This is a genomic window from Pantoea sp. RSPAM1, from assembly GCF_038816185.1.
Classification (GTDB): Bacteria; Pseudomonadota; Gammaproteobacteria; order Enterobacterales; family Enterobacteriaceae; genus Pantoea; species Pantoea ananatis.
This window is the reverse complement of the sequence record NZ_CP046137.1, coordinates 904,447-919,968: the sequence shown is the minus strand read 5'-3', so window position 1 is coordinate 919,968 and position 15,522 is coordinate 904,447. Positions and strand designations below refer to the sequence as shown.

Annotated in this window: 16 protein-coding genes; 5 read left to right on the top strand and 11 right to left on the bottom strand. The window is 55.3% G+C overall.

Going from position 1 to position 15,522, the window contains the following annotated elements:
- Positions 1 to 2: 2 nt before the first annotated feature.
- Positions 3 to 1,259, bottom strand: coding sequence for a diaminopimelate decarboxylase (gene lysA, locus GKC68_RS04965; RefSeq protein ID WP_342656639.1), 1,257 nt, complete (start codon positions 1,257 to 1,259; stop codon positions 3 to 5).
- A 100-nt stretch (positions 1,260 to 1,359) separates the two neighbouring features.
- On the opposite strand from lysA, the gene GKC68_RS04960 reads away from it, so the two are divergent.
- Positions 1,360 to 2,280 carry a LysR family transcriptional regulator gene (locus tag GKC68_RS04960; protein ID WP_047715602.1) on the top strand — a complete coding sequence of 307 codons (921 nt, stop codon included), beginning with the start codon at positions 1,360 to 1,362 and terminating at the stop codon, positions 2,278 to 2,280.
- Here the strand turns inward: GKC68_RS04960 and GKC68_RS04955 are convergent.
- The gene (locus tag GKC68_RS04955) at positions 2,277 to 3,440 is read right to left on the bottom strand and encodes an MFS transporter (RefSeq protein WP_342656638.1); all 1,164 of its coding nucleotides are present in this window, start codon (positions 3,438 to 3,440) and stop codon (positions 2,277 to 2,279) included. The genes GKC68_RS04960 and GKC68_RS04955 overlap by 4 nt on opposite strands.
- A 367-nt stretch (positions 3,441 to 3,807) precedes the next feature.
- Between GKC68_RS04955 and GKC68_RS04950 the strand changes: the two genes are divergently transcribed.
- Positions 3,808 to 4,434 (top strand): hypothetical protein, encoded by a 627-nt coding sequence (locus GKC68_RS04950; RefSeq protein WP_028723286.1) that lies wholly within the window; start codon positions 3,808 to 3,810, stop codon positions 4,432 to 4,434.
- Here GKC68_RS04950 and GKC68_RS04945 read toward each other — a convergent pair.
- From GKC68_RS04945 to xerD, 6 genes are all read right to left on the bottom strand, one after another.
- Positions 4,431 to 4,925: a cupin domain-containing protein gene (locus tag GKC68_RS04945; RefSeq protein ID WP_058705503.1), complete on the bottom strand. Its 495-nt coding sequence runs from the start codon at positions 4,923 to 4,925 to the stop codon at positions 4,431 to 4,433. The two genes, GKC68_RS04950 and GKC68_RS04945, sit on opposite strands and share 4 nt — an antisense overlap.
- Positions 4,926 to 5,056: 131 nt before the next feature.
- Positions 5,057 to 6,577, bottom strand: a complete 1,521-nt coding sequence (gene lysS / locus GKC68_RS04940) for a lysine--tRNA ligase (RefSeq protein WP_028723288.1) — start codon at positions 6,575 to 6,577, stop codon at positions 5,057 to 5,059.
- 9 nt (positions 6,578 to 6,586) lie between these two features.
- A protein-coding gene (gene prfB, locus GKC68_RS04935) for a peptide chain release factor 2 (protein WP_110145214.1) occupies positions 6,587 to 7,685 on the bottom strand; the annotation gives its coding sequence in 2 pieces (ribosomal slippage) (positions 6,587 to 7,609 and positions 7,611 to 7,685; 1,098 coding nt in all).
- A gap of 200 nt (positions 7,686 to 7,885) precedes the next feature.
- Positions 7,886 to 9,625, bottom strand: a complete 1,740-nt coding sequence (gene recJ / locus GKC68_RS04930) for a single-stranded-DNA-specific exonuclease RecJ (RefSeq protein ID WP_342656637.1) — start codon at positions 9,623 to 9,625, stop codon at positions 7,886 to 7,888.
- Positions 9,626 to 9,628: 3 nt separating this feature from the next.
- Positions 9,629 to 10,342, bottom strand: coding sequence for a bifunctional protein-disulfide isomerase/oxidoreductase DsbC (gene dsbC, locus GKC68_RS04925; RefSeq protein WP_264252934.1), 714 nt, complete (start codon positions 10,340 to 10,342; stop codon positions 9,629 to 9,631).
- Between the two features lie 22 nt (positions 10,343 to 10,364).
- Entirely contained in the window at positions 10,365 to 11,258 is an 894-nt protein-coding gene (gene xerD / locus GKC68_RS04920; protein ID WP_047715639.1) for a site-specific tyrosine recombinase XerD, read from the bottom strand.
- 102 nt (positions 11,259 to 11,360) lie between these two features.
- Here xerD and fldB point away from each other — a divergent pair, with 102 nt between their 5' ends.
- Positions 11,361 to 11,879 (top strand): flavodoxin FldB, encoded by a 519-nt coding sequence (fldB, locus tag GKC68_RS04915; RefSeq protein WP_013027050.1) that lies wholly within the window; start codon positions 11,361 to 11,363, stop codon positions 11,877 to 11,879.
- 138 nt (positions 11,880 to 12,017) lie between these two features.
- Here the strand turns inward: fldB and GKC68_RS04910 are convergent, their stop codons facing one another.
- Both GKC68_RS04910 and sdhE read right to left on the bottom strand, forming a co-directional pair.
- The gene (locus GKC68_RS04910; RefSeq protein ID WP_028723292.1) at positions 12,018 to 12,431 is read right to left on the bottom strand and encodes a protein YgfX; all 414 of its coding nucleotides are present in this window, start codon (positions 12,429 to 12,431) and stop codon (positions 12,018 to 12,020) included.
- Positions 12,406 to 12,672 (bottom strand): FAD assembly factor SdhE, encoded by a 267-nt coding sequence (gene sdhE, locus GKC68_RS04905; protein ID WP_014605131.1) that lies wholly within the window; start codon positions 12,670 to 12,672, stop codon positions 12,406 to 12,408. Before sdhE ends, GKC68_RS04910 begins: the two co-directional genes overlap by 26 nt.
- 224 nt (positions 12,673 to 12,896) lie before the next feature.
- On the opposite strand from sdhE, the gene ygfZ reads away from it, so the two are divergent.
- Entirely contained in the window at positions 12,897 to 13,883 is a 987-nt protein-coding gene (gene ygfZ / locus GKC68_RS04900; RefSeq protein WP_028723293.1) for a tRNA-modifying protein YgfZ, read from the top strand.
- 34 nt (positions 13,884 to 13,917) lie between these two features.
- On the opposite strand, the gene GKC68_RS04895 is transcribed toward ygfZ, so the two are convergent.
- Positions 13,918 to 14,571, bottom strand: coding sequence for a hemolysin III family protein (locus tag GKC68_RS04895; RefSeq protein ID WP_058705505.1), 654 nt, complete (start codon positions 14,569 to 14,571; stop codon positions 13,918 to 13,920).
- A 163-nt stretch (positions 14,572 to 14,734) separates the two neighbouring features.
- Between GKC68_RS04895 and GKC68_RS04890 the strand changes: the two genes are divergently transcribed.
- Entirely contained in the window at positions 14,735 to 15,454 is a 720-nt protein-coding gene (locus tag GKC68_RS04890; protein ID WP_028723295.1) for a MurR/RpiR family transcriptional regulator, read from the top strand.
- Positions 15,455 to 15,522: the final 68 nt, after the last annotated feature.

The following is a 15,522-nucleotide window of genomic DNA, read 5'->3' as shown; positions in this document are numbered from 1 at the left end:
CGTTAGCCTCGTTCCAGCGCCAGCAGATCTTCAATGCGCTGCGCGCGGCGGATTTCTCTCGGCTCGCCGTTTTCAAACAGGATCTCAGGAATCAGTGGGCGGCTGTTGTAGTTTGAGGACATCGATGCGCCGTAAGCGCCGGTGTCGTGAAACACCAGATAATCCCCGACTTTCGCGGCCGGAATAGCCCGGGTTTCCACCTTGCCACCTTCAAGCTGGGTGAAAACATCGCCCGACTCGCACAAAGGGCCTGCAACCACGCTGTCAATCGTTGTCTGTTCATCGATCGCCCGGTTATCGCCCGCCATCACCGAGATATGATGGTAGCTGCCGTACATGGAGGGGCGCATCAGATCACTGAAGCCTGCATCCACCAGCACAAAGTGACGGCTGCCCATCTCTTTTACTGCCCGAACCTGAGAGACCAGCACGCCTGACTCCGCGACCAGGAAACGGCCGGGTTCGATTTCCAGCTTCACGGCATGACCCAGATGGTCCGCCACGCGCTGGCGTGCCGCGTCCCACAGGCTGAAATAGTGATCGGTATCGATCGCCTCTTCCCCGTAGTGATAGGGAATGGATAAACCGCCCCCGGCAGAGATAGCCTCAAGATCCTGGCCAAATTCCACGACCAAATTCACCATGGCATCGCAGACCTGCTGCAGGTGCGCATAGTCCACGCCTGAACCGATATGCATATGAATGCCGATCAGGCGCAGTCCATATTGTTCGATAGCCGCCTGAGCAGCGGGCAAATCGCTGGGCCAGATACCGTGCTTACTGTTTTCGCCACCGGTATTGGTTTTTTGGCTGTGCCCGTGGCCAAAGCCCGGGTTAACGCGCAGCCAGACGGCATGTCCTGGCGAAACGGCACCCAGTTGATGCAACATATCGACGGATCCGGCGTTAACCGGCACCTTAAGCTCTGCAATCCTGGCAAGCGTGGGGTTATCCAGGACATCGGCAGTGAATACGATTTCGTCACTGTTGGGCTGAAAGCCGGCCACCAGCGCACGTTCAATTTCGCCCAGGGAAACCGAATCAACCTTAACGCCCGCAGAATGCATCAGTCGCAGAATGTGAGTGTTAGAACAGGCTTTTTGCGCAAAGCGCACCACATCAAATGCGTGGAGTTGAGCAATACGCTGTTGGATAACCTGCGCATCATAAGCCCAGAACGGGCCGCTGTACTGACGTGCCAGCGGCAGTAAATTATCGACATTCAGGGCGGTTTCGGTGGTACTAAGTGGACGAGGCATGGGTTTCTCCTGTGGCAATAAAACCATTAAGCCAGAATCGTGCCATGCCGAAAAATATCTGTTTTAATAGCATCTATGCAAAAATGATATGGAATGATGCATGGCAAAAATCAACTGGCGGCATATCGAGATTTTTCATGCTGTTATGACCAGCGGAAACCTCACGCAGGCTGCGACCCTGCTGCAGACGTCCCAGCCTACCGTCAGCCGCGAGCTGGCGCGACTGGAACGGCAGCTGAGTCTGACGCTGTTTGAGCGCGTGCGCGGCCGCTTACAGCCTACCGTACAGGGCTTGCGGCTGTTCGAAGAGGTGCAGCGCTCATGGTATGGGCTGGACCGCATCATTGATGCCGCAGAGGGATTACGCCAGTTTCGCCAGGGTGAGCTCTCTGTCGCCTGCCTGCCGGTTTTTTCCCAGTCACTGCTGCCGCCCGTCTGCCAGACCTTTTTGCAGCGCTACCCTGATGTCAGTCTGAACATTATTCCGCAGGAATCTCCGTTACTGGAAGAGTGGTTGTCGGCTCAGCGTTACGATTTGGGCATTACCGAAACGCAGCACGCCCCCGCCGGGACCGATCGCCAGGCGCTGCTGACCTGCGATGAAGTGTGCGTGTTACCGCAGCACCATCGCCTGGCGCAGCGCGCATTGCTGACGCCGCAGGACTTCGCCGGTGAGAACTATGTCAGCCTGTCGCGCACGGACAGCTACCGCCAGTTGCTCGACGCACTGTTTCATGAGCAAGGTGTGACACGCAGGATGGTGATGGAAACCCACAGCGCGGCGTCCGTGTGCGCGATGGTGCAGGCCGGCGTGGGGATCTCAGTGGTGAATCCGCTGACGGCGCTGGATTACGCCGACAGCGGTGTGGTGATGCGCCCTTTTAGCGTCGCTGTGCCTTTTACCGTGAGCCTCGTCAGGCCGCAGCATCGGCCAGCTTCCGCGCTGGTAGAGGCGTTCGTGAACCACCTGCAGCAACAGGTGGCCCGTTTTCCCGAGCAGATTGCGGACAGACTCGCTTAGGCATGCACCCGGGCCGCAGCACCGCCCGATTTGCGGAAGGTGATCAAGCAAACCAACAGTCCAACCGCCGCCAGCGCGGCGGCGGCAACAGGAACCGCGGTCAGTCCATAGCCGCGCGCAATCACCGCGCCGCCCACCCACGCGCCAAGCGCATTGCCGACGTTAAAGGCAGAAATATTCAGGGTGGAAACCAGATTAGGTGCCTCTTTACCGTGACGCACCACATTGATCTGCAGGCCGGGGACCGTGGCAAAGGTTGCCATTGCCCACAGGAACAAGGTGATCTCCGCCAGCCAGAGCGCGTGGCTGGTCCAGCTAAACAGCAGTGAGAACAGCGTAATCAGCGAAAAACTGCCTGTCAGGCTCAGGGAGACTTTGCGGTCGGCCATTTTGCCCCCCAAAATATTGCCTACGGTCAGGCCCGCGCCAATCAGGAACAACGTCCAGCTCACGCCACGATCGCTGATGCCGGTAATCTGCAGCAGCAGCGGTGCTATGTAGCTAAACAGGGCAAACATGGCGGCAGCAAAACAGACCGTCATCAGTAATGACAGCCACAGTTTGCCATTGGCCAGCGCGCTGATTTCGCTCGCCAGATCGACCGGCTTCTCATTCTTATTACCCGGCAGGCTGGTGATTAAGGCAATAAAGGCCAGTACGCCGATAGCCGAAACGCCCCAGAATGTCGCACGCCAGCCAAACAGCTGACCAAACCAGGTTCCCAACGGCACACCTAATACATTGGCCAGCGTCAGGCCGGTAAACATCAACGCCACGGCAGAAGCCTGACGATCGGCGGAAACCAGACTGGCCGCGACCACCGATCCAATCCCAAAGAAAGCCCCGTGACAGAGGGCGGTAATCACCCGTGCCAGCATCAGCAAGTTATAGCTGTAGGCCAGAGCACACAGCAGATTGCCGATGATAAAAATGACCATCAACAGAATCAGCGTTTTTTTACGGGGCAACTTCGCCGTTAACAGCGCCATGATCGGTGCACCGATTGCTACGCCTAATGCATAGCCGCTAATTAACCAACCTGCGGACGGAATGGACACGCGCAAATCGTTTGCGACCTCCGGCAACAGGCCCATGATCACAAACTCAGTGGTTCCGATAGCGAACGCACTCAGCGCCAGTGCCAGCAATGCAACAGGCATAACACTCTCCCAAAAATGATAATTACAACGAGACGGATGACGCATGCATCCTTATAAACGAGCTATAATTCATGATCTATATCACACTACGTATTACAGCATAGCTACCTGTCATCTGATACTCACATAACAACAACAATCTATTGCGTGTATGGCAATAATCGACACACACATCAACCAGGCTTATTAAACATACAGTTAGCGAGGATGCCGCCGCGTAACGCACCGGACGATGATAAAGGTTGCCAGCGAAGTAGCCGTTTTTTTGCTAATACCGATTTTAGTTATCAATAAAGTATTAGCGTTGCCGATATAGCTCTTATGAATCGCCAGATGAAATGCAGTCCAACTGACGCGGAGAGAGAAAATGCAACGGCTTATCGTTTTAATGGTAATCGGTCTTACAGGCTGCTCAGTCGGCCACTATGAATACAGCAGAGAAGCAGAGAAGCGCGTGGATATGACCGTAACAGGCATTCCCACCGTGCTGGGGCTGGGCACGCTGGGCACAACTATTCCCCTTACCCCTGACTACAGCCTCACGGCCGCCCACGTCGCAAAATATTCGCTTTACCGCGTGAAAGCCTGGCATCCTGAGTGCGATCTTGCGGTCGTGTACCACAAGAACAGCGAAGCCAACCTGCCACCGCCCTTCCGTAACAGTCATATTGGCGACAAAGTGAATCTTTACGGCTACAGCTTCATCTCTGCAATGCCCGTGAGCTCTACCGGGACAAACCTGGTGAACACCACGCTGGCAAATGACTGGAACAAAGCGAACTGCGTTGTCGTGGCCGCCAATGCGGGCGTGGTTAAGGGCATGTCTGGGGGCGCGGTTTATAATGCATCTGACGACACGCTGGCAGGCGTGATTGTGGGTTACAGCCAGCGCATCAACGACAACCAGAGCGGAAAAACGCTGTATAAAGATGTGGCACTTTATGTGCCCTACTCACGCTTTCAGACCTGGCTGGATAATGCTGTGAAATCTTAAGACTTCTTGTCCGGCAGTCCGGGGTGTGTGCCCATCTGCTGTTGCGGTGGGTTAAGCCACTTGTCTTCGCGCGTGGCTTCGTAGTCGCGATTTAGCGGATAGGTAATGCGGTTCTCCGCTTTGCTGACCTCACCGATCACCAGAAAGCGCGCGTCGGCGTCGCTGTTATTGATAAAGGTGTGACAAATGCCGGTACCGGCCGGAAACGCCACGGCCTCGCCCGGTGACAGCGGATACAACTCGCCATTGATCCACGCATGTGGATAACCTTCCAGCACGTAGATAAACTCCTCTTCCGCACTTTCCGCATGGGGATAAGACATGCGGCGTCCGGGCGGCAACCTTTCATGATGAATGCCCAGCCGGGTTAATCCCGACAGTTTCGCCAGTGGTGTACCAATGGACATCCGTTCATTGCTGTCAGAATACTGTGCGTTATCATCGCCTTCCAGCGCTTGCCAGTGAAGAATACAATCAGGACGTGGCTTCATAATGGTGGCTCCAGGTTGAGATGTTCAGCCTGGCAGAGGGGACGGGATGATTCAAGCGGACATGCCCTGGCGGGTTGCGGAGCAGAAATAAAAAAGGCCGGAATCATCCGGCCTTTACCTGCATCAGCGCGTTACTTTGTGCCGGGACGCAATGCCGGGAACAGAATGACGTCGCGGATGGTGTGGCTGTTGGTAAACAGCATAACCATACGATCAATACCAATGCCTAAGCCTGCCGTTGGCGGTAAACCATGTTCCAGGGCGGTGACATAATCCTCGTCGTAGAACATCGCTTCATCATCGCCCGCATCTTTCGCATTCACCTGCTGCAGGAAACGCTCAGCCTGATCCTGCGCATCGTTAAGCTCAGAGAAACCGTTGCCGATTTCACGTCCGCCAATAAAGAACTCAAAGCGATCGGTGATCTCAGGATTCTCGTCGTTGCGACGGGCCAGCGGCGACACTTCAGCCGGATACTCAGTAATGAAGGTTGGCTGAATCAGATGTGCTTCAGCAGTTTCTTCAAAAATTTCGGTCACGACGCGCCCTAAGCCCCAGCTTTTCTCGACTTTGATGCCAATGGTCTGAGCAATCGCCACCGCTTTGTCGAAATCATCAAGATCGGCCAGATCGGTTTCCGGACGGTACTTCTTGATCGCCTCACGCATAGTGAGTTTTTCAAACGGCTTACCAAAATCGAATTCCTGCTCACCGTAAGGCACAACCGTGCTGCCCAGGATATCCTGCGCCAGCGTACGGAACAGGCTTTCGGTCAGTTCAATCAGGTCTTTGTAGTCCGCATAAGCCATGTAGAGTTCCATCATGGTGAACTCTGGGTTGTGACGAGGCGAAATCCCCTCGTTGCGGAAGTTACGGTTGATCTCGAACACGCGATCGAAACCGCCCACCACCAGACGTTTCAGATACAGCTCCGGCGCAATACGCAGATACATATCGATATCCAGCGCGTTGTGATGCGTGATAAACGGACGCGCTGAAGCGCCGCCCGGGATCACCTGCATCATTGGCGTTTCCACTTCCATAAAGTCGCGTCCAACCATGAACTGACGAATGCCGGCCATGATCTGTGAACGGATTTTGAAGGTGTTGCGTGATTCATCATTGGCGATCAGATCAAGATAGCGCTGACGATAGCGCGTTTCCTGATCGGCCAGACCGTGAAATTTGTCTGGTAGCGGGCGCAGGGCTTTCGTTAACAAGCGCAGCTCTGAGCAGTGAATCGACAATTCGCCGGTTTTGGTTTTGAACAGCTTACCGCGTGCGCCGAGGATATCGCCCAGGTCCCATTTTTTAAATTGCTCGTTGTAGATACCTTCAGCCAGGTCGTCACGTGCCACGTACAGCTGAATGCGGCCGCCCACGTCCTGCAGGGTAATGAAAGACGCCTTGCCCATGATACGGCGCGTCATCATGCGGCCCGCCACGCTGACCTCGATCCCTAAATCTTCCAGCTCTTCGTTGCTCTTGTCGTCATAGCGGGCATGCAGCCGATCGGAGGTGGTATCACGACGAAAATCGTTAGGAAACGCCACGCCGTTTTCACGCAGCACGCCTAGTTTCTCGCGACGCGTTTTCAGTTCGTTATTTAACTCAAGTGCGACGTCAGCGCTCTGCGGTTGTTGTTCAGACATGTCGGTTCCTTATAGCCCTGCTTTTAAACTTGCTTCAATGAAACGGTCCAGATCGCCATCCAGAACCGCCTGCGTGTTGCGCGTTTCCACGCCGGTACGCAGATCTTTAATACGTGAGTCGTCCAGAACATAAGAACGGATCTGGCTGCCCCAGCCAATGTCAGACTTATTGTCTTCCAGCGCCTGCTTCTCGGCATTTTTTTTCTGCATCTCAAGCTCGTACAGCTTCGCCTTCATCTGCTTCATCGCCTGATCTTTGTTTTTGTGCTGAGAGCGGTCGTTTTGACACTGGGTGACCGTACCGGTTGGAACGTGGGTAATACGCACCGCCGATTCCGTACGGTTAACGTGCTGACCGCCCGCGCCGGAGGCACGGTAAACGTCAATACGCAGGTCTGCCGGGTTGATGTCGATATCAATATCATCATCCACTTCCGGATAGATAAAGGCGGAGCTGAACGACGTATGGCGGCGACCACCGGAGTCAAACGGACTCTTACGTACCAGACGATGAACGCCTGTTTCAGTGCGTAACCAGCCAAACGCATAATCGCCCGATACGCGAATGGTGACAGATTTAATGCCCGCCACTTCGCCTTCTGACTCTTCAATGATCTCGGTTTTGAAGCCTTTGGCTTCGGCCCAACGCAGATACATGCGCATCAGCATGCTGGCCCAGTCCTGCGCTTCTGTTCCACCAGAACCGGCCTGCAGATCAATGTAACAGTCGGCGCTGTCGTACTCGCCAGAGAACATGCGGCGAAACTCTAGCTCGCCCAGTTTGCCTTCCAGCGCGTCCAGCTCGGCGACCGCTTCGTTGAAGGTTTCTTCGTCATCGGCTTCTACCGCCAGATCAAGCAGCCCCTGCACATCTTCCAGCCCCTGGCTCATCTGATCGAACGTATCCACGATGGCTTCCAGGGAGGAGCGTTCTTTGCCCAGTGCCTGAGCGCGTTCAGGCTCGTTCCAGACGTCGGGCTGTTCCAGCTCGGCGTTTACTTCCTCAAGGCGTTCTTTCTTAGCATCGTAGTCAAAGATACCCCCGAAGAACGTCGCTGCGTTCGCTGAGATCCTGAATACGGTATTTGACCGGGTTAATTTCAAACATGTGTTTAGCGTCTTTTTTACGTTCGATGGAATAAGAAATTTAACCTGCGAGTTTACCCGAAACCGACGGCGGTTTGTAGCGTTGAGAAAATGCGCAGAGGTTAATCTTTCGTTGAGCCAGCTGGACTGGCTCTGCCGACGCGGACGTGACAAGGTTAAACGGGCAACGGCGGGAATGTGAGGCTCCGCCGTCACCGCTGGCTAACTGAGCGGCCAGAGATGTTCAATGATCAGCTGGACGGAGCGATTGCCGCGATACTCATTGATATCAAGCCGATAGGCCAGTTCGACCTGGCGCACGCTGCTGTCAGGCCACAACGTGGTATCCACGTTGAACGCGATACCGTCGATCAGCGGTCCGCCTTCCAGAGGTTCAACCATGACCTTCAGGTGACGTTCACCAACGAGGCGCTGCTGCAGTAGCCTGAACCGGCCGTCGAACGCGGGCTCAGGAAAAGACTGGCCCCATGGGCCGGCATCACGCAGCACTTCCGCCGTCTGAAGAGAAAATTCAGCGGGCTGCAGGGCACCGTCCGACCAGATGACGCCCTGCAACGCTTCGCCGGCCAGCCATTCGCCCACCAGGTCCGCAAAACGCTGACGAAACTCGTCGTAGCGGGCCTCTTCCAGCGACAGTCCGGCGGCCATCGCGTGACCACCAAACTTCTGCATCAGGCCAGGATGCAACGTATCAAGACGCTCCAGCGCATCGCGCAGGTGCAGACCGGCAATCGATCGTCCCGATCCCTTCAGCATGCCATCCCCGGCCGGTGCGAAGGCGATAACCGGGCGATGAAAACGCTCTTTCAGGCGGGAAGCCAGAATCCCGACCACGCCCTGATGCCACTCAGGATGATAAAAGGCCAGCCCCAGCGGCAAATCGGTTTGCTCGCTCTCCAGCTTTTGGCATAACGCCAGTGCCTCACTCTGCATCCCCTGCTCAATCTCTTTGCGCATCTGGTTAAGCGCATCCAGTTCACTGGCTAACATGCGTGACTGGCTGAGATCGTCTGTCAGTAACAGCGCCACGCCGACAGACATATCGTCCAGACGACCGGCAGCGTTAAGCCGAGGGCCCAGGGCAAACCCCAGGTCGCTGGCGGCCAACTGTCGGGCATCGCGGTTGGCGATTTCCAGCAAAGCCTTGATGCCCGGACGGCACTTTCCGGCCCGAATACGACTCAGGCCCTGCCACACTAAAATGCGGTTGTTGGCATCCAGCGGCACCACATCAGCCACCGTGCCCAACGCCACCAGATCGAGCAGGTCGGCCAGATTGGGTTCCGACCGGGTGACGCCAAACCAGCCCTGAGTGCGTAAGTGGGCGCGCAGGGCCATCATCAGATAGAAAGCGACGCCCACGCCCGCCAGCGAACGAGAGGGGAAATGACAGTCAGGTAGGTTGGGATTAACGATAGCATCGGCGTCAGGCAGCGTTTCGCCCGGTAAGTGGTGGTCGGTTACCAACACCGCAACGCCGTGCTGATGCGCAAGCGCCACACCCGCATGGGACGAAATGCCGTTATCGACGGTCAGAATCATCTCTGCACCGCGCGCGCGGGCCTGCTCAACCACTTCCGGACTCAGGCCGTAGCCATCTTCGAAACGATTGGGCACCAGGTACTGCACGTTGCTGCATCCCATGTTGCGCAGCGCCAGCACCGTCAGAGCGGTACTGGTGGCACCGTCGGCATCAAAATCCCCGACGACCATAATGCAGCGGCCATCCAGCAGCGCCTGATGAAGCAGGTTAACGGCCTTGTCTATGCCGCTCAGTGCACTGAAAGGGAGCAGGTTTTTCGCGCCCCTTTCGAGCTCGGCGGCGTGGGTGACGCCACGTTGCAGATAAAGCCGACGCAGGAGCGGCGGTAAATCTGCCGGTAGCCCCGGCAAATCGGCTACCGCTTCACGGCGACGTAACTCGACTTCGTGCTTTACCACGCCTTAACCACCACGCTTTTGATTATCCAGTACCTGCTTAAGCTCCTGTGGACTTTGATAGCCGGGGATCATCATGCCACTATCGGTCAGAATTGCCGGCGTGCCCTGGATACCGAACAGTACGCCAAGCTGGTACTGATTGCCGATATCAATCGTGCAGGAGGCTGGCGCATCCATCTTCGGCACATCGCCTTTCATCGCCTCATCAAAGGCTTTATTGCGATCGGCGCTGCACCACACGGCCTTCATGGCGCTGGCAACTTTACCGTTCATGCCTTCACGTGGGAAAGCCAGATAGCGAACGGTGATGCCCAGCGCGTTGTAGTCAGCCATTTGTTCGTGCAGTTTGTGGCAGTAACCACAGGTGATATCCGTAAACACTGTCACCACATGCTGCTCTTTAGGCGCTTTGTACACGATCATTTCCGGAACCAGCGCCTCAACTTTTTTATCCAGTAGCGCGTTCGTCACGTTGACCGGCTGAGCACCGCTGACATCGTAAAGCGGTCCCTGGATCATGTGTTTACCATCATCGGTAACGTAGAGCACGCCGCTTTCGGTGAGCACGGTTTTAAAACCCGGCAGCGGTGCAGGCTGGATCTCAGCCTGGTGCAAACCCAGTTTCTTCAGGGAAAGCTGAATGGCGCTGTCATCAGCGTGGGTCAAACCGGAAAAAGCGCTGGCCAGCAGCGCCAGCATGGCAACATGTTTGTTCATTGTTTTCCTTATTCTCCGCCAGCTATGCGCGCGGATGATGCTGTTGATGTAACAGTCGCAGACGTTCCGTGGCGACATGCGTATAAATCTGCGTCGTTGAGAGGTCGCTGTGCCCCAGTAACATCTGTACGACACGTAGGTCAGCCCCATGGTTCAGCAAATGCGTGGCGAAAGCATGGCGCAACACGTGGGGAGAAAGCTTTTCGCTATCAATGCCCGCCAGCGTGGCGTAATGCTTGATACGATGCCAGAAGGTTTGCCGCGTCATCTGCTGGGCACGGTTACTGGGGAAAAACACGTCCAGCGTCTGCCCGTTGAGCAACCACGGCCGCCCGTGCTCCATATAGTATTCCAGCCAGTGAACCGCCTCTTCACCTAATGGCACCAGCCGCTCTTTATTGCCTTTACCGATCACGCGCACTACGCCCTGGCGCAGGCTGACGTCATTCAGGGTCAGTCCCACCAGTTCCGAAACCCGTAAGCCGGTGGCATATAACAATTCCAGCATGGCTTTATCGCGCAGTTCAAGCGGCACGTTGACATCAGGTGCCTGCAGCAGGCGATCCACCTGCGCCTCGCTCAGATCTTTTGGCAACCGCTGGGGCAGCTTGGGCGCGGCCAGTAGCGCGCTGGGATCGTCAGTGCGCATCTTTTCGCGGTACAAATACTGAAACAGACGGCGCATGGCGCTGAGCAGGCGTGCAGAGCTGGAGGCTTTATAGCCGCCTTCCAGTCTCTCCGCGAGAAACTGTTGCAGATCGGGCGCGCTCAGAGTTGTCAGCGTTAAGCCGTGATGCGCCAGCCAGCCGGTGAGAGTGTGCAGATCCTGCCGATAGGAGGACAGGGTATTTTGCGCCAGATTGCGCTCGATCCACAGCGCATCAAGAAACTGTTCTGTCAGTTCACTATCTTGCACGTTTTCCCCACCGTTCAGTATGAAATCGTGCTCATTATGCCTGATTCAACCCTGCTTCTGATACAATTACGCCAAAGTCAGGATTAACAGAGCACTATCTGCATGAAAATTGGTCTTTTTTACGGTTCCAGTACCTGTTACACCGAAATCGTAGCGGAGAAAATTCGGGATTTTATTGGCGACGAGCTGGTGACGTTGCACAACGTGAAAGATGACGATCCGCGTCTGATGGAAGACTATGATCTGTTGATTTTGGGGATTCCCACCTGGGACTTTGGCGAGCTGCAAGAGGACTGGGAGGCTATCTGGCCCCAGTTGCCGACGCTCAATTTGCGTAACAAGATCGTGGCGCTGTACGGCATGGGCGACCAGATTGGCTACGGTGAGTGGTTTCTGGATGCTTTAGGCATGCTGCATGAACTGCTCCAGCCAATGGGGGTGCAGTTTGTGGGTTACTGGCCGCTGGACGGCTATGACTTTACCAGCCCCAAACCGCTGAGTGCCGACGGCAAGCAATTTGTCGGACTGGCGCTGGATGACGTCAATCAGTTTGAAGCCACGGATGAGCGCGTTGAGCAGTGGTGCGAGCAGATTCTGACGGAAACCGCCGAGCGGCTTTAAGCCGCGCGCTAAAACGCAATCCTGTCATTCTGGCAGAGGACGCGCCGTCGATACGCCTGGATTTAGATAGTCTGACCTGGAGAAGCGTGTTCTGGAATCGGCACGCTTTCTCGTAACGCGCTGTTTCGGGCAGGCTATTTAGCGCCTTACGGCTTCGCTGAAACAGCATGACCGCAAGGCACGCCACGCCTCTGGCTGCATGTTGTCCTGCATCAGCCAGAGGCGTAAGGTCTTGCCCTTGCGGTTTCGTGCAACCAGCAACACCGCGCCGGGCAACCAGTACAACGGCTGCTGCGTTTGCCAGTCTTCTCCCTGCCAGTGCCAGTCACGATTGCTGTCGCGCCGTAACCATCCATGCCGTTGACGCAAGCGGCGATCCTGTTTCCATCCTTCCCACAGCACCACCACGACCAGCCCGGGCTTTATCATCCACTCTGCCGCAGGCAGTTCCATGATGCCAACGCCTGCTATCGTTACTGACAGCGTCAGTGCGAGAATCAGGCGTGCGCGCAAAGAGGGATGAAGTTTACATTGCCACCGGACCGCGTTCACGATTACGCTGCTGAATCAGCTTCACCATGCGTTTCAGCTCCGGATCGGCAGGCTCGCCGTGGTTCATCATCCAGTTGAAAAGATCGGGATCGTCACTTTTCAGCAGTGCGATAAACACCTGCTTATCGGTATCATTTAACGTGTCATATTCGTACTTAAAGAACGGCATAATAGCGACATCCAGTTCCAGCATGCCACGACGGCAGGCCCATTGAACGCGCGATTTATTATGAATATCCATGCATTCGTTTCCACATTTCACATCGTGGCAGCTAGTGTACCCTGGATTACTGCTGGCTGCAGGTTCACAAACCGGCCCTGTGCAACGCGCCGCAGACTCAGGCTTTTTTTTACACATCGGCACGCGTTTTGTGCGCCTCTTTAGTAAACAGGTTGCATTGCCAGTGTGCTCTTTTACCATTGAAGACATTGTTTCGGATGAACCTTCAGACTCAGGATTTATCGATGCCAACATTTACGCTTCCCCCACGCCAACCTGCGGCCTCATCACGTCTGCCGCTCACGTTAATGTCTCTGGATGCCTGGGCACTGGTTGCCGTGGTCGGCCCTGACAGCACGTCCTATTTACAAGGCCAGTTGACCCTGGATGTGGCGGCCCTGGATGCCTCTCATCACCTGCCTGCCGCCCACTGTGACGCCAAGGGCAAGATGTGGAGCAACCTGCGCCTGTTTCATCGCGCTGAGGGTTATGCCTATTTGGTGCGGCGTGAGTTGCGAGACACTCAGCTGCCGGAGTTAAAAAAATACGCCGTATTTTCCAAAGTCACCCTGACCGCGGATGACGATGTCGCACTGCTGGGCGTGGCGGGTTTCCAGGCCCGTGCGGCGCTGGCCAATGTTTTTGACACGCTGCCCGACAGCAGCACCCCGGTGGTACAGCAGGGCGACACCACGCTGCTGTGGTTTGCCCATCCAGCAGAACGCTTTCTGCTGGTCACGTCGCCCGCCCAGGCCGATGCCCTGAAGCAGACGCTGGCAGACGATGCGCAGTTTAATGACAGCACCCAATGGCTGGCTCTGGACATCGAAGCCGGAATGCCGGTTATTGACGCAGCCACCAGCGCGCAGTTTATTCCCCAGGCCGCAAACATGCAGGCGCTGGACGCGATTAGCTTTAAAAAGGGCTGCTATACCGGCCAGGAAATGGTGGCCAGAGCCAAATACCGGGGCGCGAATAAACGGGCGCTCTACTGGCTGTCAGGACAAGCCAGTCACCTGCCCGCCGCCAACGACTCCCTGGAGCTGCAGATGGGCGAGCGCTGGCGTCGCACGGGCACCGTTCTTGCTGCGGTGCAACTGGACGACGGTGTCGTCTGGGTGCAGGTGGTCATGAACAACGATCTGGAGCCGGATAGCGTATTACGGGTTGAAGGCGATGAAGGCGGTAAGCTGATGATTCAGCCCTTGCCTTACTCGCTGGAAGAAAGCTGAGTTCAGGGGCGGGACCCTGCCCCGCCCTGTGACGTTACATAACGTAGAAGTAGATGGCGCAGAAATGGCAAACACAACCGCCTAAAACAAACGCGTGCCAGATAGCATGGTTAAACGGCACCCGACGCGCGACGTAAAAAATCACGCCCAGGGAATAGACAATGCCCCCCAACGCCAGCAGCCAGATGCCACCCGCCGACAGTTTCATCGCCAGCTGAAAGACCACAATCAGCGACAGCCATCCCATGCAGAGATAGGTCACCAGCGACAGCACCTTAAAGCGTTCGGCAATCGTCAGCTTAAAAATAATGCCCAACAGTGCCAGGCCCCATATTACCGCCATCAGCCCATAGGCGAGAGGCGACTGCAGACCGACCATCAGAAACGGCGTGTAGGTGCCAGCAATTAACAGGTAGATTGCGCAGTGATCCACTTTTTTCAGCACGCGTTTCGCACGTGGGTGGCTGACGGCGTGGTAGAGCGTTGAAGCCAGAAACAGCAGAATCATACTGCCGCCATAGAGGCTGGAGCTGACAATGGCGGTCAGCCCGGCATTCATGACCGCTGCCTTATCGAGCAGCAGCACTAACCCAACAATGCCGAACAGACAACCCAGTCCATGACTAATACTGTTGGCAACTTCTTCGGCCAGTGGATAACCCTGCATCGGCAAACTTTTGTGACTCATAACATTCCTGCCTGAAAGTGATAGCAACTGCAGATTTACCGTCCAACAGATTACCCAGAAAAACTTTCAGTGTACAAGTGTAAGCTTAAAACAATTATTGCAGTCACCTCCCCTTCGAATTCTGTTAAAATACGGGCCAGTTAATTGCCGGGTGAGCTTTTCCATGTTCTCGCATCACGATCTTGCTACCCTGAACGATCTTGAAATGCAGGTTTATCAGTACATTATCAAACATCGTGACAGCGTCAGTTACATGACCATTCGCGAGCTGGCTGAACGGGCTGCGGTATCGACCACGACGGTATTACGCTTCTGTCGCAAGATGCAGTGTGAAGGATGGTCAGAATTCCGTATCCGACTGCGTCTGGCCAGGGAACAGACCGCGCCTGCGCTGCCAGTCTCCGGCATCGCAGATATGCTGAGTTTTTTTAAAAGCATCAATAATGATGAGTTTGAGCAGGTCATCCATCGGGCTGTGGGAATGATTAATCAGGCTGAGCGGGTGTTTTTTATTGGTGTCGGCACATCGGGCAGTCTGGGGAAATACGGGGCACGTTTTTTTTCAAACGTGGGCAAATTCAGCCACGCGATCGACGATCCTTATTATCCGGTCAGTCCGAGTTTGTATGAAAATGCCTTGGCCATTATTCTTTCTGTCTCCGGCGAAACGGAAGAGGTGCTGCGCATTGCCAGTCAGTTCAATCTGAATCAGTGTAAAATCATCGCCATTACGAATAGTGAAACCTGCTCGCTGGCAAAAATGAGCGACTTTACGGTGTCCTATCACGTCCCGGTGATACGCATGCCCGACCAGAGCGATATTACGACCCAGGTGCCTGTCATGTATATTATCGAGTCACTGGGTCGGCAACTGGGTAAATAAAACAAAGCGTTTTTTAGCTGTAACAAATCCCGTTTTCGCGGCGGTGTTATAGCGTGACATTATTAAGT

Excerpts from the sequence above, each read along its gene's own strand:
- GKC68_RS04955 (WP_342656638.1), bottom strand. The coding sequence starts at position 3,440 with ATGCCTGTTGCATTGCTGGCACTGGCGCTGAGTGCGTTCGCTATCGGA.
- GKC68_RS04890 (WP_028723295.1), top strand. The coding sequence starts at position 14,735 with ATGTTCTCGCATCACGATCTTGCTACCCTGAACGATCTTGAAATGCAG.
- sdhE (WP_014605131.1), bottom strand. The coding sequence starts at position 12,672 with ATGGATATTCATAATAAATCGCGCGTTCAATGGGCCTGCCGTCGTGGC.
- GKC68_RS04945 (WP_058705503.1), bottom strand. The coding sequence starts at position 4,925 with ATGAAGCCACGTCCTGATTGTATTCTTCACTGGCAAGCGCTGGAAGGC.
- GKC68_RS04895 (WP_058705505.1), bottom strand. The coding sequence starts at position 14,571 with ATGAGTCACAAAAGTTTGCCGATGCAGGGTTATCCACTGGCCGAAGAA.
- fldB (WP_013027050.1), top strand. The coding sequence starts at position 11,361 with ATGAAAATTGGTCTTTTTTACGGTTCCAGTACCTGTTACACCGAAATC.
- lysS (WP_028723288.1), bottom strand. The coding sequence starts at position 6,577 with ATGTCTGAACAACAACCGCAGAGCGCTGACGTCGCACTTGAGTTAAAT.
- lysA (WP_342656639.1), bottom strand. The coding sequence starts at position 1,259 with ATGCCTCGTCCACTTAGTACCACCGAAACCGCCCTGAATGTCGATAAT.
- GKC68_RS04950 (WP_028723286.1), top strand. The coding sequence starts at position 3,808 with ATGCAACGGCTTATCGTTTTAATGGTAATCGGTCTTACAGGCTGCTCA.
- GKC68_RS04960 (WP_047715602.1), top strand. The coding sequence starts at position 1,360 with ATGGCAAAAATCAACTGGCGGCATATCGAGATTTTTCATGCTGTTATG.
- dsbC (WP_264252934.1), bottom strand. The coding sequence starts at position 10,342 with ATGAACAAACATGTTGCCATGCTGGCGCTGCTGGCCAGCGCTTTTTCC.
- ygfZ (WP_028723293.1), top strand. The coding sequence starts at position 12,897 with ATGCCAACATTTACGCTTCCCCCACGCCAACCTGCGGCCTCATCACGT.